Raw genomic sequence first — 25246 nt, 5'->3', positions numbered from 1 at the left:
GCTATCTGGCTTGCTGACGGTCGAGTTGCTGCCGGAGGTCGGCCATAACACGCTGGCCAGCAGCTTCAACCAAATCCCCATAAAGACCAGCAGCTTTACAGACCTTGCATGTAAGAATGGCCTTCCTGTTCAGCCTCACAGATATGACCAGCTCATCCGCACTGCACTCTAGGCATTTCAAGGTGACGCTCATGACATTCCACTCCGTGGATGGTGTTCAGATTCCTTTCAGCGCCCTGGCGCTTGCGAACCAGGGTGCGAAACATGGAGTGGTTCGATGGCCAAAACGTTCATTCGAGAGTGGGCGAAGATTGCCTTTGATGTCGGTGCGCTTTGTGATCGATCACTGATAGTCGTCGGCACCACCAGACCAGTAAACGCGTTCCCTGAGAGGTTTGGCGCCGCTTACTGCCACAACAGTTCCCCACACCTGCGTTAATAGGCTGTAGTCTGTAGGCTGAAAAAAGATGCGCGAGACTATTCAAGGAGATCGAATGAAGGGACAAGGAAAGGTTGTGTGGTCGCAGGTACTGCTCTCAATGCTGGGTATCGCTTTGGGCGCTGCCTTACATGGCTGGGGGATAGTCGGATTTTGGGGGATGATCACCATCATGATGATCCCAAACGTCGTTTTCATGGTCATGCAGGTATACGCGGAACGCTACAAGCCGGATGTCGCGCGATGAAGACCGTTCCGACTTGACCCCGCAAGCGGAGCGCGTAGCCCATGGAGGGGCGGAGGCGTGAGGATGGAAGCCCGAGTAGGGCCGTGACCCTGGCATCGCCAGGGTGCGGTACACGACAGCCGCTCTTCCGAAGGGGGACCCGCCCAAGGCCCCATCCACTCAAAGCTGATGCAGGGCTGTTGGCTGGATCGGCTATTTGTAGTGGATGGTGTAGCTGTTGAAGGGCGATGTACATGGGCACCGGTTGGATCGGTGATTTGAATGACGTTACCGTGCTGCCAGCCATCCGCCTTGGGATCAGCATCAGGAATCCGAATGTCAACCCGCTCAGCTTTGGTTTTCGCAGCATCCACACCCAGGCGCTGATTGCGGTGTTCGACCATCGCCGGGTCAGCCTGCCCATCTGCGGTAAAGCCCATCATCAACTGCGGCATACCCATAGGTAGCGCCTTGTCCTGATCGGTGTGCCAGGTGTGCCATGTCTTCCCATAGGTATGCGCCAGGCGCTCCATCAGGGCATGCTCAACATGTGCAGGAATGCCTGGGGCGATCAACTGCCCAGAAGAGACCTCATAGCCATGGCTGTGCCACATCGCTTTCTCCTTAGCCGGCAACGAAGCAAAAAGCTTCTCGTCGATTATGTACTCGACGCCCATGATCTCGAAACGTTAGGGGTGATAGGACATCGTGAGTGCACCTGGCAAGCACCCTTACAAAAGCCGGATACCAAGGAGCATCGTAATGATTTACATTGGATGCGCCGGCTGGTGCCTGTCACGGCCCTCCCTGGATGAGTTTCCCCTTTCGGGTAGTCACTTGCAGCGTTACGCGACTCGCCTCTACGCAGTAGAGATCAATAGTTCTTTCTATCGACCGCATCGGCCCGAGACTTATGCTCGGTGGGCCGCGTCGGTGCCAGAAGGTTTCAGATTCTCGGTCAAGGCGCCGCAGAGCATCACGCACGAATGTCGGTTGATGAATTGTGAGACACCGCTGAAGGCATTTCTAGAGCAGTGCAGCCAGCTCGAAGGCCGGCTGGGTTGCATTCTGCTGCAGTTACCACCGTCACTGGAGTATGGAGCAAAAATTGCTCAGAACTTTTTTGAGCTAATGCGCAAGCACTACTCGGGGCCACTGGCGCTAGAACCTCGGCATTCATCCTGGCGGGATGCAGACACTACATTGTCGGCATTTCAAATCGCCCAGGTAGGCGCGAATCCACCCCGTTTCGGTGATGATGAGCAGCCCAGTGGTTGGCCAGGCATGGTGTATTGGAGACTGCATGGAGTCCCCCGGATTTACCACAGTTCATACCCGCAAGAGTATCTGCAGCGCTTGTTGGAACGGCTCGAAGTCAGTGGTGCCAAGAATGTGCCCACCTGGTGCATCTTCGACAACACAACGTCCGGAGCTGCGTTATGCAACGCGCTTTTGATGCAGGCATTCCTCAACCCTGGCCAGGCCTGAGAGGTCATGGATCATCGCGCTCATGGTGGTCCTCAGGTTCAGGGTTCGCGTCGTCCGCTGCGTCTCTGTTGTGCGACCGGGCCGGCTGTTCAAACGTTCAGCCGGCTCGCCGAGGTGCCGATCACTTCTTGCCAGGCAGCACCGAGCTGAGCACCTGCTTGGCTGTCTGCACGATGATGCCCGCCTGGTCGGGGTCGCCCTTGAACAAGGTAGTGGCAAACTTCTTCGCCTGCTCCAGCTTGATGTGGGGTGGCAGGGGCGGCACGTTCGGGTCGGTCTTGAACTCGATCAGTACTGGCCGATCAGCAGCCAGCGCGCGCTCCCATGCAGCGGCGACGTCCTCTTCGCGATCTACGTAGATACCTTGCAGGCCAATGGAAATGGCGAACAAATGGTAGGGCACGTCAGGGATCGACTGCGAAGCTTCGAACTTGGGGTCGCCCTCCATCACCCGTTGCTCCCAAGTTACCTGATTTAGGTCCTCATTGTTGAACACGGCACAGATCCATTGTGGGTTGTCCCACTGCTGCCAGTATTTGGCCACGGTGATTAGTTCGGCGAGGTTGTTCATCTGCATCGCCCCATCGCCCACCAAGGCAACCACAGCCCGTTGCGGGTGGGCGAACTTGGCTGCAATGGCATAGGGCACGGCGGCGCCCATGCAAGCCAGGCCGCCGGACAGCGAACACTGCATCCCCTGGCGAATCTGCAGGTCACGGGCAAACCAGTTGGCACAGGAGCCAGAGTCGCTGGTGATGATGGCGTGGTCGGGCAGGCGAGGGGACAGCTCATGGACCACGCGTTGCGGGTTGATCGGGTCGGCTTCGACCAGCGCGCGCTTGGCCACCGTCTTGTCCCACTGCGCACGCCAAGTCTCTACCTTGTCGCGCCACCGCCGGTCGGTCTTGTGCTCAAGCAACGGCAACAGTGCGCGCAGTGTTTCGCTGGCGTCGCCGACCAGGTTGACCTCCATCGGGTAGCGCAGGCTGAGCATGTCGGGTTGCAGGTCGATCTGCACGCCACGCGCCTGGCCTTCCTTGGGCAAAAACTCGGAATAGGGAAAGCCGGAGCCGATCATCAGCAAGGTGTCGCATTCGGTCATCAGCTGATAACTGGGTTCGGTGCCGAGCAGGCCGATCGACCCGGTGACCCATGGGAGGTCGTCCGGCAGCACAGCCTTGCCCAGCAGCGCTTTGGCCACCCCGGCGCCGAGTTTTTCGGCAATTGCAATGACCTGCTCTGTCGCCTGCAGTGCGCCCGCACCCACCAGTATCGCCACCTTGTGCCCAGCATTGAGTACATCGGCGGCGCGCTGCAGGTCTTCCTCGAACGGCAACACCCTGGGCTTGCTGTAGCCGATGCCGGAATGCACCGTACCGTGAGCCCTCGGCGGTTCGTTGTAGGGCAGGTCCTGCAGGTCGTTGGGGAGGATGATGGCGGTGACGCGGCGTTCGCCGACGGCCGTGCGCACCGCACGGTCGAGCAGGTGGCGCACCTGCTCCGGTGTCGATGCCTGCTGGACGAACGCACCGGCGACGTCCTTGAACATCGACAGCAGATCCAGCTCCTGCTGGTAGTGCCCGCCCAGTGCCGCACGGGCTTGTTGACCAACAATGGCCAGCACCGGCTGGTGGTCCATGCGTGCATCGTACAGGCCGGTGAGCAGGTGGGAGGCGCCTGGGCCGGAGGTGGCCATGCAAACACCGAGCTCGCCGGTGAACTTGGCATGGGCGCTGGCCATGAAGGCGGCCATTTCCTCATGGCGGGCCTGGATGAATTCAATCTTGCCGTTGGCCCGGCTCAGCGCGCCGAACACGCCATTGATGCCGTCGCCGGGGTAACCGAAGATGCGCCGTACGCCCCATTGATACAACCGTTCCACCAGAAAGTCGCCTACCGTGCCGGTCATTGCCTGCTCCCGTTCTGTTATCGATAGGTGTCTGGACTTGGCACCTGCGGGTAAAGTTTCAATGGTTTGCGCACCGGTCTGCCGGCTGGAACCTGGAAACAGCTGGGGGTTCGAAGGTGAACCGATAACCCCTCAGGGTGCGCATCATGACGCTCATGAATACACAAGATGCCAGCGTGCAGGCCTTGTACTTCGAAGACGACGGCGCCACGCCGAACAGCCGTTTTCCAGTACTGTTCTACCGGTTGAAGTTCGATCCGTCGGGGGACAATGCCAGCGCATTCGAAGCACTGTTTGCGGCTCACCAATGGACCCCGCTGTGGCGCGACGGAATCTTCGATTATCACCACTTTCACCCTAACGCTCATGAAGCGCTGGGCATTGCCTGTGGGCAGGCGCGATTGACGCTTGGCGGGGAGTCAGGGCAAAGCGTTAGCGTGGAGCGGGGCGATGTGCTGGTGCTGCCAGCGGGTACGGGCCACCGCTGCATCGCGTGCAGCGATGACTTCCTGGTGGTCGGCGCCTATCCCCACGGGCAGGAAGACTACGACATCCAGCGGCCCGACAGTGCAGCGCACCCGCGCAATCTCGCGCGCATCGCTCAGGTGCCGTGCCCTGAACAAGACCCGGTCTGCGGTATTCGGGGCATGTTGATGACGCAATGGCGTTGAGTGTGAAGCGAGTGAGCCTTACGCTGCGCCGACCTTCTAGGATCACCCCTGTTTTCGCAGGGCTTCGATCAACTCGGCCTTGTTCATGCTCGAGCGCCCCTTGATGTCTTTGCTCCGCGCCTCCTTCATAAGGCTTTCCTTGCTTTGCGATTCCAGCGACGCGCGCGAAGGGCGTGAATGCCCCTGGCGAGACACGGCGGCCCGCTTGGCTGAATCTGTGCGTGCGGTCTGCTTCTCGCGCGACGAAGTCCTGCTCCCCGAGCCTCCCGGCTTCTCACCGCCACCGGATTGTTTGTTCACGGTGGCCCAGGCGCGCGCTTCAGCTTCGTCCTTACCCACGCCCTTGTCCTCGTACGATTGCTCGATGTGCTCGGCCGTGCGTTTCTGCTTGTCCGTATACTTCTCCTTGTCACCGCGTGGCATGGCATTCACTCCTTAGTGAGTTGCTTGATCAATGGCGAAACTGAAACGTCGGGCCATGAACGGGAGATCTACCGCCATTGGCCATTCCCACCTAGCTGCCCGATCCTGCACCTGATCCACTACCGGTTGAGCCATCGCTTCCACTCGCCGGACCTGCACCGCTACCATCCCCCCTGTTACCGCCAGAGCCCGAGTCAGTATCGGTACCGTCTCCTCCCGTGTTGTCCGTTTCATTGTCATGGGTTCCGCCGTTACCCGTGCCCATGCCATCGGTTGGTGTTCCTGAACCTGTCGCACCGTTTTGTTCGTTCATGTGCCCGTTGTCATGCCCTTGCGTGCCCGGCGGGCGCTGATCGTTCAAGCCAGTGGCGGCCAGGGCAAGTGGCGCCGCGCACCCCAAGCACATTGCGAGCAGCAACGCGTACGTTTTTTCTGCTTTCATGGTGAAACTCCCTTTGTGGTTGTTCACCCTGTGTTCGGCCTGCTGTTTACCGAAGGGTGCCCACAGCGCGACGGAAGGTTCTGATGCAAGGAGATGAATGATTTCTGACAGCTTCCAGATGGCGCACCCTCCGAGACGTGAATGCGCTCATGGTATCGGCTCTCTCATCATCCCTATCAGCGCTTCGTTTTCCAGCGGTTTGCTGAGCAGGAAACCTTGCACTTCATGGCATTGGTCATCGCTAAGGAGGGCTAGTTGCTCAGCTGTCTCGACACCTTCGGCGGTTACCGTCATACCCATTGCGTTGCCAAGATTGATGATGGCCTGGACCACGCTACGGTCGCTGCCGCTCTTGCCCAGATGCTGAACGAAGCGCTTGTCAATCTTGATGCTGTCGAACGGGTAGGTACGTAGGTAACCCAGGGAGGAGTAACCGGTCCCAAAGTCGTCCATGTTCAGGCGCACGCCCAGCTCCTTCAGTGCGTGCATGGTATGCAGAGCGCCTTCGACGTCGTTGAGCATGACGTTTTCAGTGATTTCCAGTTCCAGTCGATGGGCCGGCAAGCAAGTGGTGCGCAATGCGTCGCCGACGTCGCGAACTACATCGCTGCGGCTGAACTGGGCCGGCGACATGTTTACCGACACCATTATTGCCTGTGGCCACCCGCGCGCCTTATTGCAGGCTTCCTGCAATACCCAGTTGCCAAGCAGCACGATCAGGTCAGACTCTTCGGCCAGCGGGATGAATCTATCCGGGCGTAGCAGACCCAGGCGTGGGTGTTGCCAGCGCACGAGGGCCTCAGCCGATGCGAGCGAGACCCCGTCGACCTTGAAACGCGGCTGGAAATGCAGCACAAGCTCGCCACGTGGTATGCCGTCACGCAGTTCGCTTTCCAGCACACGCTTGTCCATCAATGCTGCATTCAGTTGCGCTGAAAAAAAACGCCAGGTGGTTTTGCCGGCCTGCTTGGCGTTGTAAAGGGCCACGTCAGCGTAGCGGATCAAATCGCTTGGCGTACCGGGATATTCGGCCGACATCACGACACCAAGACTCACACCCACTTGAACGCTATGCCCCTCGACTCGCATGGGTCGTTTGATCGCCTCGATCAAGCGCATGCAGAATCGCTCCATGTTGTTGTGATCCCCTGGCCGGGTCACCACGACGATGAACTCATCGCCTCCCAGACGGGCGACCAGGTCACTGTCGCGGGTAGCCTGGCCAAGGCGGCCGGCCACCTCGAGCAACACCGCATCGCCGGCCGGATGCCCAAGGCTGTCGTTGATTGGCTTGAAATTATCAAGATCCAGTATCAGCAGCGCTACCTGGAGGGGCCCAGTGCCAGTCATGGTTTGTTCGAGGAACCGGAAAAGCTTGTTGCGATTCGGCAGCCCGGTAAGAGCGTCGTGCAAGGAGAGATGCTGAATCTGGGCATGTGCGGCTACTTCGTCGGTGATGTCGCTACAAGTGCCACGAAACCCAGTACAGACGCTCTGATCCACGATTGCGCGGGAAGCGATTCTGCAAATACGCTGTTGGCCAAGATGATCCTGGTACTGGCAGCGTAGGGTACCTGAAGAGCCTGTCGCAGCCAGGCTATGAAGCCAGTTCTGGAGATGGCTGGTATCACACGACAGCAGCTCGGTAATCGGGCGCTGTCGCCATACGTCGACAGGATGCCCGGTCAGTTCGCTGAACCGGTCCGACAGGTAGGTTAGCCGCAGGAGCACATCCGTTTCCCAGATCCAGTCCGACGCGGCGTCAGCAACGGCCTTGAAGCGCTCTTCGCTCGATTGCAGGGCAGCCTTGGAGATCATGAGCGCACGGTGGCTACGATCGATCCTCGTGCTGGCCCGCATCGCATAGCGTGCAAACCATGCAATGCTCATCGCAATCAGCAGCACAGCGATAGCGAGTGGCGTGAACACTGTCTTGATCAATTGGGTACCAGGCTGCGGTAAATCCCAGGTAAGGGCGAGACCGATACCTTCGAGGCCAAGAGTACCGCGCCCTTTACGCTGATCGGTCGAATCGCTTACAGCCACGCCAGACAACCCCGCTGACTCGCCCAGCACCAACAGCACCTTCGGCGAGAGAACGCGAATGAACACCATCACTGCAGTAGGTTCCGGCAGGTGGTGGGGTTGGGCCTGTGGACGTATCAGTGCAGCGCTGTACACCGCTGGCAGGCCACGAAATACGATATACCCTGAAGTCGCCTGGTCATGCTGCGCGGCTTGGCGAGCCAGGTGCAAGATCTTGCGTGCACTGGCGGTGAGCTGCTCAAGCCCCTGCTCGCTGAGCTGACCTTCCAGCATGGCGTACCGGGTAGCGTCATCGTCGAGCACGTATACCCCGTCGTACCCATCGGAGGTGAAGAGCGTGGCTCCTACGTTATCCTCGATGTATGCCCAATGCGCGTCGACCTGTCTCCCCAGGTGATCGTAGGCGGCCTGCCAATCGGAGTGGGTCAGCAGGAACGTCCTGTCGTTCTTCTGCAGTTGGTTGATGGCCGAATCAGCATGGAAGCGGCTTTGCTCCATTTGTTGAACATCGAGCGCCTCGGCGAGGCGGTAGAGGGCGAACAGCCCCAGCAACAGGGCAAACAACAATATCAAGGAGAACACCATGATAAGTTGCCCCACCACATGACTACGGGTCGACAATTCATTGTCAGTGAGCACATCCATTGATTCACCGTAGCGGTCGAGGTCTCCCAAGGTTGACCGAGGAGCTGGCTTGGAGGTCGATGGAGCTGACGACCGGTGGTGGGCGAAAGGCGCCGTTGATCGACCAACACTGGCAGCAATGCTGGGCACATCCGCTGGTTTCACGCCCGCCACAGGTGAACTGCCATTCCGGTCAGGGCGCAAGCGAACAGCACCCATGGGGCGGTACCCACTGAAATTTCCCCCAATTGGCCCAGTCGCGTAGGCGACCCGGTCCTCTGGTGCAAAGCCCCCGACACCTTCTCCCACTGCGACAACAACATCTGCGTCTTCAAGCCCCAGGGCCGCTTGTAGCGCTATTGGGGCTGCGCCGTTGCGCTAGGTGACATCCTTTGGGATGACTGTATTTTTTAATACGGTCAACGTATTATAGAATTAGTTTAAAAGTTATAAGATCGGATAAGATTTAATTATCAGACCTAAATGGGTGGAGGGTAGGGCATGGCAGTAGGCGTACCGGAAAACGACGTGTTTGCCGCGGCAGACGCAGTCCTGGCCCGTGGTGAGCGGCCGACGGTGGAGCGGGTACGCTTAGAGTTGGGGCGCGGTAGCCCGGCGCGGGTCGGTGGCTTGCTCGATCAGTGGTGGGAACAACTGGCCGGGCGCCTGCGCGGCGAAACCCGCCTACCCGGCTTGCCGACAGAAGTGGCGCAAGCTTTCGTGGCCATCTGGCAGCAGGCCACGCTGATGGCGCAAGGTGTCGCCGAGGAGGCTCTTGATACCCAGCGGCAGGTGCTGGCCGAGGAGCGCGAAACACTGGGGGCGCTGGAAGCCCGCGCCCGTCTGGAGGTAGTCCAGGCACAGCAGCAAACCACTGAGGCCGTCACCACACGGCAACGCGTGGAAACCCGTCTGGCCGATCTGGAGCAGTTGCTGGTCCAGCGCCAGGCGCAAATCGACGATCTGCGTGCGCAACGCGACGAGTTGCAGACGCAGCGTGACGAATCTCACGCGCACCTGGCCGAGGTCCGGCAGCAGTTGCACAGCACTCGTGAGCAGGCCGAACAGGCGCGGATGGAGCAGCAGCGGTACACCCGCGATGTGGAGGACCGGGCCTATCGCGAGATCGATCGGGTGCGCGAGGAGCACAAGGTGGTCGCGGGCCAGCTCAAGGACCTCAATCAGCGCCAGCACGGCCTTCAGCAAACACTGCTGGCCAGTCAGATTGAGCTGACCGAAGCGCGCGAACAGCGGGCCATGGCGCACACACAACTTCAAGCCCTGCAGGGTGAGCAGGAGCAGCGGCAACATGTACTGGCCGACTTGAACCAGCGCATCGAGGCATTGCAACAGCAGTTGCAACTGGCTCAGCAGGATTTCCTCAGCGCTCGGGAACTGTCAGCAGCGGCAACGGCCCGAGCAGACGCGCTGGCCCAGCAGCTCGGCACCGCCCGCGCGGTGCCGAGTAAAAAGCGGACGCCGCGCAAGCCCGCCTGACCGATTGACCTCCCCAGGCAGAGTGTTTGTTTTTTGATTTTACCGGCAGCGGACGACTGCCTTGTACTAGGAAGCGACATGGACATCAGCACCCTGGTCAAAGTCATTGCCGCTGTGGGCGGAATATTGACCGCGGCCAAGGTAATACACGATTTTTCCCTCGGCGGCCAGGCGCGTCGCCGTGAGGAGTACCGCTTCGCCAAAGAATTTCTCAAAGACCTACACGTGTCAGAGGGGGCGACAAACTTCATCCGTTGGCGGTTGAGCGTGGCCTGTATGCGATTGCTGGCACGGCCAGCATTTGCCCGGAAGATGTCGAATATTTGCTGACGTTTGCATCGCCGGACCGCGCACTCAAAGATGTTGCAGCATCGCTGGCTTACGTCGAAATTGATCACAAGCTGCAGCGCGTGCAGTTCAAAGCCAAATACCGCGGAGGGCTTTCTCGCACTTCGCGCAAGGTGGGCTGGCTCCTGTGCTATTTCGGTGCTTCGTTTTTAGCGGCCTCGCCGTTACTGCTAGCCGGTCACTTGGACTATCCGTCGCGCTTCATGTGGTTGGCATTGGTGACCCTGCCTTGCGGTGGTCTGTATGCCTACTTGGCGCTGCGCGATTACATCAGGATTACCCGCTCAGAAACCTTGGTAAAGGATCAGAAAAGCATCGTTTGACCATACAGGTGTACCACGCCCAGCGCTCAATGCGCATCCCTCAGAGGGCCAATATTGACTCAAGCGCACATCGCTCGCGGCAGGATGACCCAGCAGCCGGTCTGACTTAGCTAGGCGAAGGATCTTTGCCGATGGCAGCCGCGTCGCGGTCGCCCCAGCGCCCGCCCAGCTACTGAAGCAAGCGAAACTCACTTCTGGCAAGGGATCCTGTTTAGCCTCTGCCACGATGCGATTAAGTTCCGTACAGACATCACCGCGGATTTCGATGAGGCTGCGTCCTATTGCCCCCCGTAGTCCTCGCGTTGGCTCACACATCGGCTGGGAAGGGCAGGCAGAGCTCCACCGGACAGAAGGCCGCAAAATCCACTGTAAAGGGCTGGCGCAATGCCACCTCTAAGCTTTAGGCTAGCGCCGGCACGAAAGTTCAGGGAAGAAACGGATGTTCCACCTTTGGCGCCGAGATTTCTCTACAGCTCTGGTTTCCTGCCGCTGCCCAGCGTAGCAACCACGGCAGGCGTCAAGTGATGAGCGTCATATGTTCAAGGCCGCATGACAATGAGCAGGAAGCCGTAGATGCCTCAAGGCAACATCATTATCGCGGGTGTGAACCCGAGGGAAGCAAACCTCAAGCGAAAAGTTCGCGAACACCTGCATACTTTGGGCTTTACCCGAACCGATGAAGGTGCCTTGCGGGCACCTGGCAGTGACAAGGAAGCGATTCGGGTGTTGCATGGTGCCCAGAGGGAAGAACGACTCACTGCCAGCAGCAACTTCGTCGCCCGCGCGGGTGTGAAGCTGATGCAGTATTTCGCCTCCGGCACTGAGGTAATTCCTAAGAAGATTTCGCCTGCGCTGGAACGGGTTTCGTCAGGCACTTGGCAGAGTGACCTGTTCAGGCTGGCATCGCTTTCATGGTCAGTACCCGTATCTAGTGGATTTGGCAGACGCTTGCGCTACCTGGTGTGGGACCAGTCCAACGGTAAGCTGATGGGTATCATTGCCGTGGGCGATCCGGTCTTCAATTTGGGTGTACGTGACAAGTTCATCGGCTGGAACTCGCACGATCGCGGCGCGCGACTGGTCAACATCATGGATGCCTATGTCCTAGGCGCGCTCCCGCCTTACAACACCTTGCTCTGTGGCAAGCTCATCGCGTGTCTGCTCCGCAGCCGAGACCTGTACAACGATTTCGCCCATGCCTATGGGGCATCCACGGGCATTATATCTCAAGAGGAGAAGCGGGCGCGTCTGATGGCTGTCATCACCACCTCCTCAATGGGGCGATCGTCGGTATACAACCGCTTGAGGCTTGATGGCACGGAATACCTCAAGTCGATTGGCTACACCGGCGGTTGGGGACACTTCCATATCCCAGACTGGTTGTTTTTGGAACTCCGTGACTATCTACGCCACATTGACCACACCTACGCGGATCATCACGCCTATGGCCAAGGGCCCAACTGGCGGCTTCGAACCACTCGAGCTGCTCTCAAGGCCTTGGGCTTTAAAGATGACTTGATGCGACACGGCATTCAGCGGGAAGTTTTTATCTGCCAACTGGCTGCTAATGCCAACCAGATCTTGCAGACCGGCAAAGGCAAACCGGACATCCGTTCCCTTCAAACCGTCAAGCAGATCGCGGGAATGGCTCTGGAGCGCTGGGTCATCCCGCGCGCTTCACGTGTGCCTGACTACAGGCGCTGGCGATCATCGGATCTGATTAGCTTGTTTGGTAGCCAAGCGCAGTTGCTCCGCCCCGAAATTCAACTCGACCAGGGGCCGGTGCCCGCTTTCGGAAACTAAGGCACGAGGGAGGGAGCCGGCCGTGCACTATGCCGTTAACACGATAACCAACCAGATCGAGACAGCAGACCAGGCGACGGCCAAGCGCAGCTACGAGTGTCCAATCTGTCGCGCCAAGGTATTGCTCCGCGCCGGAAACAAGCAGAAAAGGTGTTTTGCCCACTGGCCAGGCTTTGGCTCAGCACGGTGCGAAAACTTTGTGCCTGGTCTCCACGGACAGAACGGTGCCGGACTCGCATTGGCGGCGCGACCCATGCGCAGCATGGAGTTACGACTGAAAATCGAGCGAGGGGAAAACCGCGCTGCATGGTATCTGGAACTGACGCTACCGCCATGTCGACCTTGCCAGGCGACCGTCACGCTCGACGTCGGCAATGGCATGCTTCAGGAGGTCGACATGCGTGGCATGTCGACAGGTCGTCGCGTGACCGCAGAACTGTCCCAAGAGAGTTTCCGGATCGTATCCTTTCAGGGCAAGCCTGATCGACACTTCGTCGAGGGTGTGGAACGGGCCTGCCAGGGGCTCCCTACATTCGGAGCTGCCGTGTTCACGGCTTCCGGCGGTGATGGTGCGGCAGGCTTCCCCCGGGCGCACGAGCTCCGAAAGTCAGGTGCATATGCACTGCTGTGGAAGGCACCTGACCTCCTGAAAATTCCTGAAGAACTGGTACCCGACAAATTTGTCTGCCGTCAGGGCTGGAATTTGGCGTTAGTCACGTTGCCTGCAGCGCCGTCGAGCTTCTGTGCTGAATGGCTGGAGTCCTTGACGGGCTTAACCGTCAGCGGTTCGACGCCCAGTATTTCCATTACCTGGCCGTTCTTAACTCGCAGTTCAAGTTTGAATTCCACTGAATGCTCCGCCTCTGCCGCGCTCATTGTAGCTGCCAAGGGAATGCCGCTTGGGCAGAACGACGCTGGCCCCATCATGCTGTTGCGTGGCGGTCAACAGCGGTTATTTGCAACTGGGGTGGAGCGGGATACGGCATTGTTTGCCCTAGTACCGGACAGCCTTCAGCAGTTTTGCGTGGCCAAAGCCGGGGCGGATGATATTGAGAAACTTCTTTCTACGACGTTCCTGGTTGACATTGTGGCCGACTTGCCGGCAGTGGAAATGGCGTTTACCAACCCCGCTGGCGTACGACTGGTGGTGCCCTTCGGCAGGGATCGCTGCAAGGACTATCTCAAGTTGGCCAGGCAGAACCAGATGAAACTGGAGTACATGGCTGTCCCTCCAGGCGCACGTGGTTTGCTTTACGTAGCGCGAGCTTCGACCGGCATCCAGTACGAACTGTCTACCAGCGACCTGGGCGCGCCCCATAGCCCGGATCAACGCCTGCTATTGCCTGAGCTGCAAGCGACCCTTGTTGATTCCCTAACAGATGCAACATGCCACGTCGACCTCGACTTTGGAGGATTCGGCAGGTTGCGTCTGAAAGGCTGCGAGCCGCGCATTTCAGATGTCGTCGCCCCAGTTCTGGGGACGGCGATCCGCTTGAGAGTACGGAGCTTTATCTCGCAAATGCAAAACGACACGCCGGTCTACGTTGACGCCGACGATGCTCAACTGGTGCGCGCGATCGGCACCATCAATCCACAACCCGCGCTCATCCCGCATTACCGTGCCTTAATCAGGGACGTAATCGCCTGCGGTTTTGAGATCAAACCAACAGGGAAAAGTGTCTCGCCATGAGTTATCACTACAGCCAGGAGGCAAGAGTTCGGATCTCGGCGTTCGAACAACAGTATCTGACCGACTTCATTGAGGAAGTCCCGCATAGCTATCGGAAATCCTCCTATAGCCGCCTATCCGCGATTGACGGCTTTCGCAGCGGCTCGCCGGCAGAGTTCAAAGCGAAGCAGAAACGACTCATTAGTCATCTTTTGCATCCACAAGGCGGTGCGAAAGGTGAAACCGATTGGAAGACTTTCGCCAACTTCTGGGTAGCATGGGCGAGACACCATCTGCATAGCGACTTCCCCGCAGGCGACAAATTGCCGCCCGCTGATGACGCCGGCCCTCTTTTCCTCACCGAGCTTGTAGAGCGGTTCCCGGATGCCCCGCGCGAGATGGTAGAGCGATTGATGGTGTTCAGTGGGTTCGCTGATCACGACGATAGCCAAATAGTGCTGGGCAAATTCCGGCCCGCGTCGACGGTGGCGCGTGATCGACTGCTTGACGCCTTACCGAATCGCGTCGGAATGATTGAGGACAGCATTGAGGTCCTGCAAGCCGACACTGAGGAGGCTGCCGCAGCGATAGGGTCCTTGCGCTCTAAGGTCGAGCACCTAATCCAGGACGTGACTGATGTCAGCGATCGAGCAGCACACTCGACGAATGACTTGGTCGAACTGCACGCCCTGACGGAGCGTCTGCTTGCCGCTGATGAGCAACTGGTTTCGGCGCTTAGAGCACTGAAAGAGAATGCTCAGCACGCAGATGCAACGGCCAAAGCAGCCGATGAGCGCGCGCGATTGTTGCGCGAGGTGGTTGAAGTATTGGCTGGCCGAGCAGACGGCTGGGATGAGGCAGTGGCGCAGTTGGTTGCCATGGGCGACCAGCTTAGCGCGCTCACCGCTCGTGAAAAAGCATGGGTCGAGACCACTGAAGCGGTTGCGCGACTCTCTGAACGCCAAGAAGCGATGCAAAGCAACCTCGGCACTGCGCGCAACAATACGGCCCCCACATCGCAGATTCGCCTGTTCGAGTCGGAGGCGCAGGGCCCGGTTGTCGAGATCCACAGCGTAGAGAGTGCATGTGAGCTGATCTCGAACAACTTACAAGCTTGCGGTGTTGTCAAGGGCGCATCGCAGACTGTTGCCCGGCACATCTTGGCTGCCCTAGCTGCCGGACAGTTGATCCAGTTTTCCGGATCCTTGGCGGACGTGGCGACTGACGCTGCGGCAGCGGCCGTGGGCGGGCCAATCTGTCATGAGTGGCGTGTGCCTGTTGGTTTGGTGTCGGATGAGGCCGCGGCAGAATGCCTGGATTTAGTGGGCGATAGTTCGGATTGCCTGGCTCTGAAAGGGGCCAATCGCTCCGCTTTCGAAGTATATGGCTCCACCGTTCGTGATGCGATCACCCGCCGTCAGTTGGGCTTGCCAGCCTATCCCCGCCTTGCACTGATCGCTTCTTGGGCGCAAGGCCCTGCAGCGTTTCCCGACGGCGGCACCCTTGCCGAACTAGGCCCGGTCTTCGACACCGACATGCTGCCTATGCGCGGGGTGACCTCCCGCGTGATAGGTCTAAAGTACGGCCACCTTACGTGCGATTCATGGGATCAGCTTGAGGGTTTTGCCAGCGATATCTCTGGCAGTCTCGTTTCGGAATTGAAGGCGCTGATCAATGAGGCGGACTTCCAGCCGGGCAATTTGTGGAAACGATGCGCTGAAAGGGTTTACCTCCGCATGCGGGGCGCACCGGGTGGTAGCGAAGCCGAGGACCTGCACGCCATGTTGATGCACTGGGCGCTGCCCTGGGCGAAAGCCACCGGCGGCCCCATCGCCGATTTGACCCGCTTGGCGGAGCAGATCATGACGCAGTACCAGGTCGAAACGGCCGACCTCGAGGGCGCCTAGATGAAGTGGCAGGCGGTGTCTCGAGACGAGGCACAAAGAATCGTGGCCATCGGCCTGGGTTGCACCAGCCAAGGCGAAGGCCTGCGGCTTGCCGCCATCGCAGAGTGTCTACGAGCTGCTTGCCTACTGTGCTCGATGCCGATGGATGGGCGTGGGGCATGGACGCCTGCCGCATCCCTCAGTCTGACCAGCCTGGCCCGCAAGCATCTGTCGACGATGTGGCCAGACATGCTGGAGGACGCAGATTCCAAACCAGGGGTACTGAGCGTTCTGGAAAGCCTAGGGCAGATAGGCGATTTGGCCCGGGTCGAAAAAGGGTGGCTGCCTCCGCCACCTCGCGCAATCAGAGCGCTGGAGGGCAACGCGCTCGTGCTGGGTGGGGGGCCGTCACCGCGCTTCCCGCGCGGCATCAAAACCCAGGCATTCGGGCGTGTACGTGTAGTTCCGACCTCGCTCTGCGAGGGATGGATCGATGTGAGCGATCCGGGCGACTGGATAGGTGCGCCCATTGAGGGTTTAGCCGACTGGTCTTCACGCTTAGTGCTGCAAGCGACCAAACGCTTCATCCCGTGCCCTGAGGCGCAAGAACCCGTATCGGTGTACCTACAGGGACGTTGGGTTGAGCTGGCATCCCACCCCAATGCCTCAGGCCAACTGTTAGGCAGGTTCCCCACTGGGGCCACTGTCAATTATTTCATCGGTAGGTTTCAGTCCGGCCGCCTTCAACATTTGGCTTCAATAGACGCGGCCGATGTTCGGCGCCTGCGTTTCCAGTTGGATCTTCAGGCTGGCCGCCCTTGCACAATGGAAACAGAAACGTCGCCACGTTTCGTAACGCTGAAATCTTATCGCCGACTCCCGCCAGAGCAGGAGAAAGCGCTGTTGCTGGGTTGGGAGTTACCCAAAGCCGAAGGTGAACATCCTGGGCTGAAAATCCACGTCATACCTGTCGAGACATTCCCCATCGTGCGCCTTGCGCTTGAGGGACTGGGCATTGTTTTGGTCGAGCGCAAACGGCGCAAGGAGGGATCTGATGAGTAACACGTCGATGACCGCAGAGGCGGCCGGGGTCCACGAGACCGCCAAGAGCCTAGCTGAAAGCCTGCGGCAATACATCGAAGCGCAATACCATATCCGCGATGAAGGACTGGTCAGAGAACGGCACGCCTTACTGCGAGCTAATGAAACGATCGCTCAGACCCCCTACGTCGAGGCCACTCAGGTCTACAAAACAGGTGAGACCTACACGAATTTGGCCATACCAGCAGCAGCGGCTTCGGCATTGAGTAACCTCTCGGCGATGGGATTGGGTATCTATCCTCGCCCGTACGAACACCAGTCGCAGGCACTTACTGCATTCTTGGGTGAGGATGCGGCGGATTTGGTCATCGCCACTGGCACGGGCTCAGGAAAAACCGAGAGCTTTCTCATGCCAGTCATTGGCTCGTTGGCGGTGGAGGGTGCCGAGCGCCCCACCTGCGCCGCAATGCCAGGTTGCAGGGCCATGCTCCTGTACCCCATGAACGCCTTGGTCAACGATCAATTGGCGCGAATCCGTCGCATCTTCGGCGACACCGATGCCGCGGGCATCCTCCGACAAGACCGGCCATTCCCCATTCGATTTGGCAGCTACACGGGACGCACGCCTTATCCGGGTAAGCGGGACAGTGGCCGCGATGAGCGCTTTATCAAGCCGCTGTTCGAGCAGTTCTATCAGAAAGTCGCCAAAATCCCTTCAGTGCAGGGCGAACTGGCGCGGATCGGACGCTGGCCGAGTAAGGATCTGGTTGGCTTTTATGACGATGACTCGGTGCAGACCAAGACATGGGCTGCAGGTAAGCGGCAAGGCAAACAGTTCATCTCGAAGAATTGGAAGGGTCGCCTGCTTACTCAATCCGGCGACCGCGAGTTGATGACACGTGACGAGATGCAGGTGCGATGCCCCGAGCTCTTGATCACCAACTATTCCATGCTCGAATACATGCTAATGCGCCCCATTGAGCGCGATATCTTCGAGCAGACCAAGGACTGGCTGAAAACTGACGTTCGCAACGAGTTTATCCTGGTACTGGACGAGGCGCACATGTACCGCGGAGCAGGTGGCGCTGAGGTAGCGCTGCTGATCCGTCGGCTGTGTGCCCGCCTGGACATTCCACGCGAGCGTATGCGCTGCATTCTCACTAGTGCCAGCTTAGGAAGCGAGGATGCCGCAGTTGCTAATGGAGAGCGATTTGCCCGTGATCTGACGGGTTTACTTGATACCTCCCCGCGCCAAATCCGCGTGATTCAAGGTACTCATGAACCGCGATCCCCTGATCGCAACGTCACCAATTCGCACGTGCAGGCGCTGGCTTCCTTGGATCTGCCTGCATTTCAGCGAGTGGCGAACGACCTCCCGGCGGCGACCCAGGCGCTGAACGACCTGGCTCAAAAGCTCGGCTGGCCCACGTTCCAAGGCTCGCTACACACTGCGCTGCGTGACTGGCTATTTAATAACCTGACCGGTTTCGCCCCCTTGGAAAAGTTGATCGAGTTGGTGTCAGGTAAAGCGGAAAAACTTGATGACCTGGGCAGAAAGCTATTTGATGAAGCTCCATTAGCAACTGCGGATAAAGCCACAGATGCATTGCTGGCGTTGGGCAGCCATGCTCGACGACACACAGACGGCCGAGTATTGTTGCCGACACGACTGCACCTGTTTCATCGAGGTTTACCGGGACTTTATGCATGCGTTGATCCCGGCTGTACCAGTCGACAAGGCGAGCACCAAGGCCCAACCATCTTGGGTCGCTTGCATACCAAACCCTCCACACAATGTAGCTGCCAGTCAAAGGGACGTGTTTTTGAGTTTCTGACCCACCGCGATTGTGGTGCCGCCTTTATTCGCGGCTACGTGAACGAGGACATGGACTTCGTTTGGCATCAACCCAATGGACCATTCTCCGAAGCGGGTACAGCGGCACTGATGCCGGTGGACATTTTCGTCGAGGAAACGACTCACCCGCGAAGCCGCCATCGCGACAAGTGGCTACATATTTCGACTGGCATCATGAGCTCGACCAGCCAAGAAGGTGTTGAAGGATTTCGCAGGGTTCGAGTGCCGGATAAGCCACCGGCTGGCGAGGCCATTACCTTCGACAATTGTCCCGTTTGCACGCGAAAAGTGCGCAACGGTAGGGATGAACCTTCAAAGATCATGAACCATGTCACCAAGGGAGAGGCACCGTTCACCACCTTGGTTCGTACTCAGATGGCCAGACAGCCAGAGAGCAGGGTGGTGGACTCCCGTCACCCCAACGGTGGACGTAAAGTTTTGATCTTTTCGGACGGTCGGCAGAAAGCGGCCCGCCTGGCGCGGGACATTCCGCGCGATATTGAGCTGGATGTGTTCCGCCAAGCGATAGCGTTGGCCTGTCATAAGCTGCGCCACATTTCTCGTGAACCCCGGCCTACTCAAGTGCTTTACACAGGTTTCCTAGCTGTTCTCACCGAGTTCGACTTGCCGCTGTTTGATGGGATCGATGCACGCAAGGTTGCCGACGCCATTGCGGTGTTCAAACGCGATTGCGACGCTGACCTGGAGGAGGCACTTCAACAGAACGGCCTGCCCCCAGAACTGCCGCCACGTTACCGCGTTGCCTTGCTCAAGCTCCTTTGCAGTAGCTACTACTCTCTGACGGGTACAACTATTGGCTATGTCGAGCCAGTCGAGGCCAAACGAAAAAAAATCAGACAGGATCTTAGCGCGGCAGGTGTCTCGCTCGCGGATGGAGATCTGCGAGCGCTCGCCATTGGCTGGATAGAAACGCTGCTGCAGGAATTTGCGTTTGATAAATCCATTGATCGCTACCTACGTTTTAAAGCGGCAGGCTACGTAAAATCACCGTGGGGCAGCAACGGTATGTTTGACAAGGCGCTGCGAGAGGGGCTAGCGGCCCATTTGCCAGGCAGTATGTCGACGCTTGAAACCATCGAGGCGACTTTCCGCAACCATCTTGCTGACGAGGAGAACGGCACGTGGTTCCTATCGCCCAATTCAATTAGTCTGGTCGTAGACCTGGAGCACGTTTGGGCCCAGTGCGGCCAATGTACCGCAGTCACGCCACTTGCATTGGCCGGCAGAATTTGTCTCGCGTGCGGGAGTGATCGTGCCTCGCTTGTGGATCCTGCTACCAGTGAGTACTTGTCCGCTCGCAAGGGACTTTGGCGGGAGCCGGTCCGCGAAGCCCTACAGCCGGGAGCCAGGCTCACTAATCTCAACGTGGAAGAACATACAGCTCAGTTGTCGAATCGTGATCGCAGTAAGGTCCATGCGACGACAGAGCTTTATGAACTGAGGTTCCAAGACGTTCTAATTGAAGCTAAGGATCGTCCGATAGATGTGCTCAGTTGCACGACCACCATGGAGGTGGGCGTCGACATCGGCTCTTTGGTTGCTGTTGCACTACGAAACGTCCCCCCTCAACGCGAAAATTACCAGCAGCGCGCGGGGCGGGCAGGGCGCCGTGGTTCCTCCGTTTCCACGGTGGTCACCTACTCGCAGAACGGGCCTCATGACAGCCACTACTTCCTCAATCCGCGGCATATCGTTTCCGGACCGCCGCGAACACCAGAAATCAAGGTGGACAACGAAAAAATAGCCCGTCGTCATGTCCATGCGTACCTTTTCCAGACATTCTTTCACGAAGTCATGGCGCAAAATCCGTTGGTATCTAAGCCCAAGACCGCACTGCTGGAAAAAGCACTGGGCTCGACCCATGATTTCTTTTTCGCCGGCACCGACTCCGGCCTCAATCTGGAGCAGTTCAAGTCTTGGATTTCAAGCAAGCTCCTTCAAGATAGCGCGCCTTTAAAAACCTCGGTCCTGGCTTGGTTGCCGCCGAATCTCGACACGCAAGGTCTGACCTTAGCGGAATGGCTGGAGGACACTGCGCGTGCCCTGGCGCACAAGTTAGATGAGTTGGCGGCACAGTTACCGCAACAAGTGATCAATGAACAAAACCGAGATGAATCGGCAACGGAAGATGCCAATGGCGATGAGAGCAAGGTTTCCCCATCTGAAATAGAACAAAAGGAACTGCTCGAGTTTCTGTTCCACCATAGCTTGCTACCCACTTATGCGTTTCCCACCGATTTGTGCAGTTTCCTGGTAGAAAACATTGCCAGGGTCAATGGCATGCCGGAAATTCAGACGGTTCAACGTCCGCAACAATCTATTTCAAAGGCTCTGAGCGAATATGCACCGGGGCGGCTCATCGTTATCGATCGGCACACCTATCGATCGGGCGGTGTGTTCGCTGACCTGCCCGGAAATGTGGTGAACCGCGCTGCGGCACTGTTCAAAAAGGCTAAGCGACATGTTCACTGCAAGACCTGCTCCTTCGTGCGAAACCCAAATTCACCGGTGGGAAGTCATGGACCATGCCCGGTTTGCGGTGGCGAGTTGGTTGCGGAGACGATGATTCTTCCGGAAGTATTCGGTCCGGAAAACGCAGAAGATCTACCGGAGAACGATCGTGAGCAGGAGATCACCTTCGCCACCATGGCCCAGTTCCCGCAACCGGTTAACCCGGATGAATTGACGTTCCAAACTTGCGGACCGAAAGCCAGTTTTACCCATGCGACAAACCAGACTCTGGTGACGGTCAACCGGGGTCTCGAGGGTGCCGAGTTTGGCGGCTTCTCGGTGTGCGTTGAATGTGGTCACGCATCGGTGTTCGACCGCAACGCTCATGTCGGCGCTCATGAGCGCCCTTACAAGCTGCTGAGCCCTAAAGGAACGCGCGACCTATGCTCCGGTAGGTTTGAGAGGGTCTTGCTCGGTCATGATTTCAAGACTGACTTACTGCTACTGAGGTTGAAGGTCGAAGCGCCACTGGTCAGCAACACCGCTGAGGTCGTAGTCCTGCACATTCTTGAGGATGCCTTGCATTCCATCGCGGAGGCGCTGCGATTGGCGGCAAGTCGTCACCCGCAATTAGATCTCGATCCCTCTGAGTTCGGTTCGGGCTTTAGAATCGACCCTGGCGTGCAGGGCGAGGCACGGATACTGGAAGTATTCCTCTACGACACCCTTTCGGGAGGAGCAGGCTATGCTGAGATTGCCGCTAGGCACATCAAAGAGATCCTCGAGGAAACTCTCAGACTGTTGGAGGGTTGCGACTGCGAAACGTCTTGCACCGAATGTCTCAATCACTTCCATAATCAACATCTCCAGCATCGGCTCGATAGAAATCTCGGTGCTATGTTGTTGAGGTATGCAGTGCATGGTACTGAGCCGGGTTGCGCGTCCTTGGATAAGCAATGGCATACACTGTCGCAACTGCGCGCAAGCCTTGAACTTGACGGTTTCCAGTGCATGTTCAACGCAGTAGAGGCGGTATCGATGCTGGTTCAGCGAAACGGTCGCAGTTTAGCTGTCGGCTGTTTCCCAGGGCTCATCCATACCCCCGCGCTTGCACATGCCGTGGCGACAGCGGAGAACGTCCAGGGCCACCTAGCTCTGAATGAGTATTTGCTTAGATCAGATATGCCCGGTGCGCATCAGAGAGTTAAGGCATTGCTTGAACGAAGCACACCCCTGAAGCGCTAATGAGATCGTAAGGATCAGGCTCAACTGGCCACCTTAAAGGTGGTCAGTTGAATCCCGTTCAAGGGGTAAGCGGACCGATTGCTGCTCTGAATTTCCTGGGTATGCACGAGGCCTGTCTAACTAGACGTCGAGATTACTTTTGTGTCTCCCTTCTGTCACGCTACGACGTGCTGAGCCTGCCAGAGTGTCTAATTGCTTGATCTGTACCCCAATATGCGTCAGTGGCCATCGCGAAAATAATCATCTTGAGACAACAAGCCCAGCTCGCCCTTAGACAGTTGGGAATGCTCCTCAAACAAATTGGAAGTCCTCCGTTCTTGCTTGAGATACGCTAGAGTGGCGAAGAAGCAGGACTCACATAAGTGCACCTCGTAATGCGAGCCATCATGAGAAGCACCGTAGCCCCAATGTGCTTCGAGCCTCCCATATTGGAAATTACCGTCAACCAGCCGGGCACTAACACCGCATACATCACAAAGGACATCTTTCACGGCGTCGATTTCAACTCGGCCAAAGATCTTCATAGTCCCACCTCAATCGCGGCATTTACTCAGCATTAAACGGAACTGATCATGTGTTTGACTTGATCGAAGCACTAGGCGGGCGGACGCGTGAAGCAGGTTTGCGGTGTCAGGAGGTTTTAGAGGTTTCATAACCGGTCGCGGTAGGGACGGCAGTTACCTGCCGCCCCCCGCACAGATCCGTACGTGCGGGACTACCGCATACGGCTCCTGCCTCGGGTATGTGACGCGAAGCGATCCTCAGGGTAAGGGTGTGCATTTCTGGGCCTAGGTATGTAGAGATCAGCAAGGCGTCCATAGCGTGACCATTGAAGTCGATTACGCTGGCTACGACGTTTGAGGGCTTGCCGCCATAAACGGCAGACCGCCGAACGAAAACCACCCAGACGTGTCAGGTTTCCCGGCACCGCGTGGTAATTGAAGTAACCGCTCACCACCCGTGTGAGCCATTGCCCTTGAACCCAGATGGGTTCATGACGTCGGTGTTTCAGCTCATCCCGCATGGCCAGCAGCATCGCACGCATTCGCTTCTTGACCGTCAGTCGCAGTATTTGAAACCCACCGCTTCTGTTGGTACTACAACAGTGCGTGAAGCCCAGGAAGTCAAACGTCTCCGGTTTACCTAACCCTCGCTTCCTGCGATTTCTCGCAGCAAAACGACCGAACTCAATTAGCCGTGTCTTCGAGGCGTTCAGGGATAAACCGAACCTGGCCAACCGTTCCTGCAACTGCACCAGAAACTGCTGAGCCTGCACTTTCGTCCTGAAACCCACCACGCTGTCGTCCGCATAACGCACAATAATTACATCGCCACGGGCATGCCGCTGGCGCCACTGCCTTGCCCACAGATCCAGCACGTAGTGAAGATAGATATTCGCCAGCAATGGCGATATCACTGCGCCTTGAGGCGTCCCCTTGGTTGCAGCAACCCTACGGCCATCTTCCATAACACCCGCCTGAAGCCATTTGCAGATAAGCCCGAGCAGGCGCCGGTCTGCAATCCGGTGTCCCAGAAACATCAGCATCCATTCATGGTCGATCTCATCGAAGAACGACGTGATATCCGCATCCAATATCCAGTTCACCTTCTGACCCTTGAGCGCGACCGTCAGCGCATCCAGCGCATCGTGCTGGCTACGTCCCGGCCGAAACCCATACGAGAAACCCAGAAAGTCCTCTTCATAAATCGCATTCAGAACGGTAACGACTGCCTGCTGTACGATCTTGTCCTCCAGAGAGGCAATGCCCAGCGGACGCTGCCTGCCGTCGGCTTTGGGAATGTAGACCCGCCGCGATGGCGTTGCCCGATAGGCTCCACCGTGGAGCCTTGCGTGCAGATCAGTTACCCGCTGGAGAAGACCTTCCTCGTATTCCCGCCACGACATGCCGTCCACGCCTACTGCTGCATCCCGGCGCAGAGCATAGAAACTCTGCGCCAGTAACTGCGGTGTGATGTGGTGCAGCAAAGCCGTGAACTGCATGCCCTTGTTTCTTCTGGCTGCTTCACGTACACCTTCAAGTCCCATCGACGCGCGACTGATCCGGCTCAGTGTCCGGGGCGCGGGAGGCTTGTTGGTGTTTCCCTTGGCTACGTCCCTTTCCTCCACTATCTCCGCAGGGCCAGGCCCTTTGTTCGATGGCTTCTCAGGTACTACGGACGTATCCGACTTCTCGGCAGCGTAGGCAGCAGGGTTACAGCTTTTGGCCTTTCCTGCTCCGCCCGATGCTTGCGCACCGGGCGCCGCTGAGATCTCCCAGTTTCCGTACGAAGGACTTCCCGACGTGCACAGGGTCTCCGACCGCGCGGGATCAGAGCATGACTGGCGTATAACGCCATGCTCCGTATTGCCTTCTGCTTCGCTTAACAGCATCGGCATCCCGAATTCCTGATTACGCGGCTCAATGGCTGGCCCATCGGTTTCCCCTGTCAACGCTTCACCCTGCACCTCACGGTGCAACATGCATGACTCGGGGTCTGGTTGATTCGCCATTTCTTACCAGTATCGAACTTTCATCGACTATCCTCCGCCAGCTTTAACTGGCGCTCTAAGCGTCCGGCGAACTCACCTTCCGAACTCCAGCTTTAAGGGCGATGGTGTCCGCGTATTTTTAAGCGGACGCGATCACCCTTATCGCCAGGATCTCCATGCGCCAACGAAGCTCTTATCCCAAACCGTTCAAGGCCCAGGTTGTTCAGGAATGCCTGCAACCTGGCGCAACCGTGTCCAGTGTCGCCATCAGCCACGGCATCAACGCCAACGTCATCCGCAAATGGCTGCCGCTCTATCGAGACCCGCCCGCAGCAACCTCTTTGCCAG

General features: G+C 58.0%; 17 protein-coding genes and 1 pseudogene. 12 read left to right on the top strand and 6 right to left on the bottom strand.

Going from position 1 to position 25246, the window contains the following annotated elements:
• Window positions 1–494: 494 nt before the first annotated feature.
• Window positions 495–686, top strand: coding sequence for a hypothetical protein (locus ACK1VC_RS25360; protein WP_449118080.1), 192 nt, complete (start codon window positions 495–497; stop codon window positions 684–686).
• Window positions 687–865: 179 nt separating this feature from the next.
• Here the strand turns inward: ACK1VC_RS25360 and ACK1VC_RS25355 are convergent.
• Window positions 866–1348 (bottom strand): annotated as a pseudogene (locus tag ACK1VC_RS25355) (DUF1264 domain-containing protein); the annotation flags it as partial.
• Between the two features lie 79 nt (window positions 1349–1427).
• Here ACK1VC_RS25355 and ACK1VC_RS25350 point away from each other — a divergent pair.
• A complete protein-coding gene (locus tag ACK1VC_RS25350; RefSeq protein WP_449118079.1) occupies window positions 1428–2153 on the top strand; it encodes a DUF72 domain-containing protein in 726 nt (241 codons plus the stop codon).
• 121 nt (window positions 2154–2274) lie between these two features.
• On the opposite strand, the gene ACK1VC_RS25345 is transcribed toward ACK1VC_RS25350, so the two are convergent.
• Window positions 2275–4062, bottom strand: a complete 1788-nt coding sequence (locus tag ACK1VC_RS25345; protein ID WP_449118078.1) for a thiamine pyrophosphate-requiring protein — start codon at window positions 4060–4062, stop codon at window positions 2275–2277.
• 146 nt (window positions 4063–4208) lie between these two features.
• On the opposite strand from ACK1VC_RS25345, the gene ACK1VC_RS25340 reads away from it, so the two are divergent.
• Complete coding sequence (locus ACK1VC_RS25340; RefSeq protein ID WP_449118077.1) at window positions 4209–4733, top strand: cupin domain-containing protein; 525 nt, start codon at window positions 4209–4211, stop codon at window positions 4731–4733.
• A gap of 42 nt (window positions 4734–4775) precedes the next feature.
• Here ACK1VC_RS25340 and ACK1VC_RS25335 read toward each other — a convergent pair whose 3' ends face one another.
• Window positions 4776–5156: a Rho termination factor N-terminal domain-containing protein gene (locus ACK1VC_RS25335; RefSeq protein ID WP_449118076.1), complete on the bottom strand. Its 381-nt coding sequence runs from the start codon at window positions 5154–5156 to the stop codon at window positions 4776–4778.
• Between the two features lie 589 nt (window positions 5157–5745).
• Window positions 5746–8289: a bifunctional diguanylate cyclase/phosphodiesterase gene (locus ACK1VC_RS25330; RefSeq protein ID WP_449118075.1), complete on the bottom strand. Its 2544-nt coding sequence runs from the start codon at window positions 8287–8289 to the stop codon at window positions 5746–5748.
• A 480-nt stretch (window positions 8290–8769) separates the two neighbouring features.
• Here ACK1VC_RS25330 and ACK1VC_RS25325 point away from each other — a divergent pair, with 480 nt between their 5' ends.
• The 8 genes from ACK1VC_RS25325 to ACK1VC_RS25290 all read left to right on the top strand — a co-directional run bounded on the left by ACK1VC_RS25325 (window position 8770) and on the right by ACK1VC_RS25290 (window position 22407).
• Window positions 8770–9765 (top strand): DNA-binding protein, encoded by a 996-nt coding sequence (locus tag ACK1VC_RS25325; RefSeq protein WP_449118074.1) that lies wholly within the window; start codon window positions 8770–8772, stop codon window positions 9763–9765.
• A 78-nt stretch (window positions 9766–9843) separates the two neighbouring features.
• Window positions 9844–10095, top strand: coding sequence for a hypothetical protein (locus ACK1VC_RS25320; RefSeq protein WP_151884164.1), 252 nt, complete (start codon window positions 9844–9846; stop codon window positions 10093–10095).
• A complete protein-coding gene (locus ACK1VC_RS25315; protein WP_151884163.1) occupies window positions 10089–10436 on the top strand; it encodes a hypothetical protein in 348 nt (115 codons plus the stop codon). Before ACK1VC_RS25320 ends, ACK1VC_RS25315 begins: the two co-directional genes overlap by 7 nt.
• Window positions 10437–11009: 573 nt before the next feature.
• Window positions 11010–12239, top strand: a complete 1230-nt coding sequence (locus ACK1VC_RS25310) for a Druantia anti-phage system protein DruA (protein ID WP_449118073.1) — start codon at window positions 11010–11012, stop codon at window positions 12237–12239.
• Window positions 12240–12261: 22 nt separating this feature from the next.
• Complete coding sequence (locus tag ACK1VC_RS25305) at window positions 12262–13929, top strand: competence protein CoiA family protein (RefSeq protein WP_449118072.1); 1668 nt, start codon at window positions 12262–12264, stop codon at window positions 13927–13929.
• Window positions 13926–15815: a hypothetical protein gene (locus ACK1VC_RS25300; RefSeq protein ID WP_449118071.1), complete on the top strand. Its 1890-nt coding sequence runs from the start codon at window positions 13926–13928 to the stop codon at window positions 15813–15815. The genes ACK1VC_RS25305 and ACK1VC_RS25300 overlap by 4 nt, the downstream gene beginning before the upstream one ends.
• A 228-nt stretch (window positions 15816–16043) precedes the next feature.
• Window positions 16044–16856, top strand: coding sequence for a hypothetical protein (locus ACK1VC_RS25295; protein WP_449118070.1), 813 nt, complete (start codon window positions 16044–16046; stop codon window positions 16854–16856).
• The gene (locus ACK1VC_RS25290) at window positions 16849–22407 is read left to right on the top strand and encodes a DEAD/DEAH box helicase (protein ID WP_449118069.1); all 5559 of its coding nucleotides are present in this window, start codon (window positions 16849–16851) and stop codon (window positions 22405–22407) included. The genes ACK1VC_RS25295 and ACK1VC_RS25290 overlap by 8 nt, the downstream gene beginning before the upstream one ends.
• A gap of 218 nt (window positions 22408–22625) precedes the next feature.
• Here the strand turns inward: ACK1VC_RS25290 and ACK1VC_RS25285 are convergent, their stop codons facing one another.
• Window positions 22626–22931: a hypothetical protein gene (locus ACK1VC_RS25285; protein ID WP_449118068.1), complete on the bottom strand. Its 306-nt coding sequence runs from the start codon at window positions 22929–22931 to the stop codon at window positions 22626–22628.
• A gap of 191 nt (window positions 22932–23122) precedes the next feature.
• Window positions 23123–24889: a group II intron reverse transcriptase/maturase gene (ltrA, locus tag ACK1VC_RS25280; RefSeq protein WP_349676079.1), complete on the bottom strand. Its 1767-nt coding sequence runs from the start codon at window positions 24887–24889 to the stop codon at window positions 23123–23125.
• Between the two features lie 185 nt (window positions 24890–25074).
• On the opposite strand from ltrA, the gene ACK1VC_RS25275 reads away from it, so the two are divergent.
• Window positions 25075–25246, top strand: a 172-nt coding sequence (locus tag ACK1VC_RS25275) for a transposase (RefSeq protein ID WP_449117878.1), incomplete at its 3' end; no start/stop codon positions are given.

Source organism: Pseudomonas sp. XP2, from assembly GCF_053557975.1.
Note: the sequence above shows the minus strand (reverse complement) of the source record. Positions and strands in the feature narration are given on the sequence as shown.

Bases quoted from the DNA above. Each gene is read 5' to 3' on its own strand.
- ACK1VC_RS25360 (WP_449118080.1), top strand. From the start codon at position 495: ATGAAGGGACAAGGAAAGGTTGTGTGGTCGCAGGTACTGCTCTCAATG.
- ACK1VC_RS25350 (WP_449118079.1), top strand. From the start codon at position 1,428: ATGATTTACATTGGATGCGCCGGCTGGTGCCTGTCACGGCCCTCCCTG.
- ACK1VC_RS25345 (WP_449118078.1), bottom strand. From the start codon at position 4,062: ATGACCGGCACGGTAGGCGACTTTCTGGTGGAACGGTTGTATCAATGG.
- ACK1VC_RS25340 (WP_449118077.1), top strand. From the start codon at position 4,209: ATGACGCTCATGAATACACAAGATGCCAGCGTGCAGGCCTTGTACTTC.
- ACK1VC_RS25335 (WP_449118076.1), bottom strand. From the start codon at position 5,156: ATGCCACGCGGTGACAAGGAGAAGTATACGGACAAGCAGAAACGCACG.
- ACK1VC_RS25330 (WP_449118075.1), bottom strand. From the start codon at position 8,289: ATGGATGTGCTCACTGACAATGAATTGTCGACCCGTAGTCATGTGGTG.
- ACK1VC_RS25325 (WP_449118074.1), top strand. From the start codon at position 8,770: ATGGCAGTAGGCGTACCGGAAAACGACGTGTTTGCCGCGGCAGACGCA.
- ACK1VC_RS25320 (WP_151884164.1), top strand. From the start codon at position 9,844: ATGGACATCAGCACCCTGGTCAAAGTCATTGCCGCTGTGGGCGGAATA.
- ACK1VC_RS25310 (WP_449118073.1), top strand. From the start codon at position 11,010: ATGCCTCAAGGCAACATCATTATCGCGGGTGTGAACCCGAGGGAAGCA.
- ACK1VC_RS25300 (WP_449118071.1), top strand. From the start codon at position 13,926: ATGAGTTATCACTACAGCCAGGAGGCAAGAGTTCGGATCTCGGCGTTC.
- ACK1VC_RS25295 (WP_449118070.1), top strand. From the start codon at position 16,044: ATGCTGGAGGACGCAGATTCCAAACCAGGGGTACTGAGCGTTCTGGAA.
- ACK1VC_RS25290 (WP_449118069.1), top strand. From the start codon at position 16,849: ATGAGTAACACGTCGATGACCGCAGAGGCGGCCGGGGTCCACGAGACC.
- ACK1VC_RS25285 (WP_449118068.1), bottom strand. From the start codon at position 22,931: ATGAAGATCTTTGGCCGAGTTGAAATCGACGCCGTGAAAGATGTCCTT.
- ltrA (WP_349676079.1), bottom strand. From the start codon at position 24,889: ATGTTGCACCGTGAGGTGCAGGGTGAAGCGTTGACAGGGGAAACCGAT.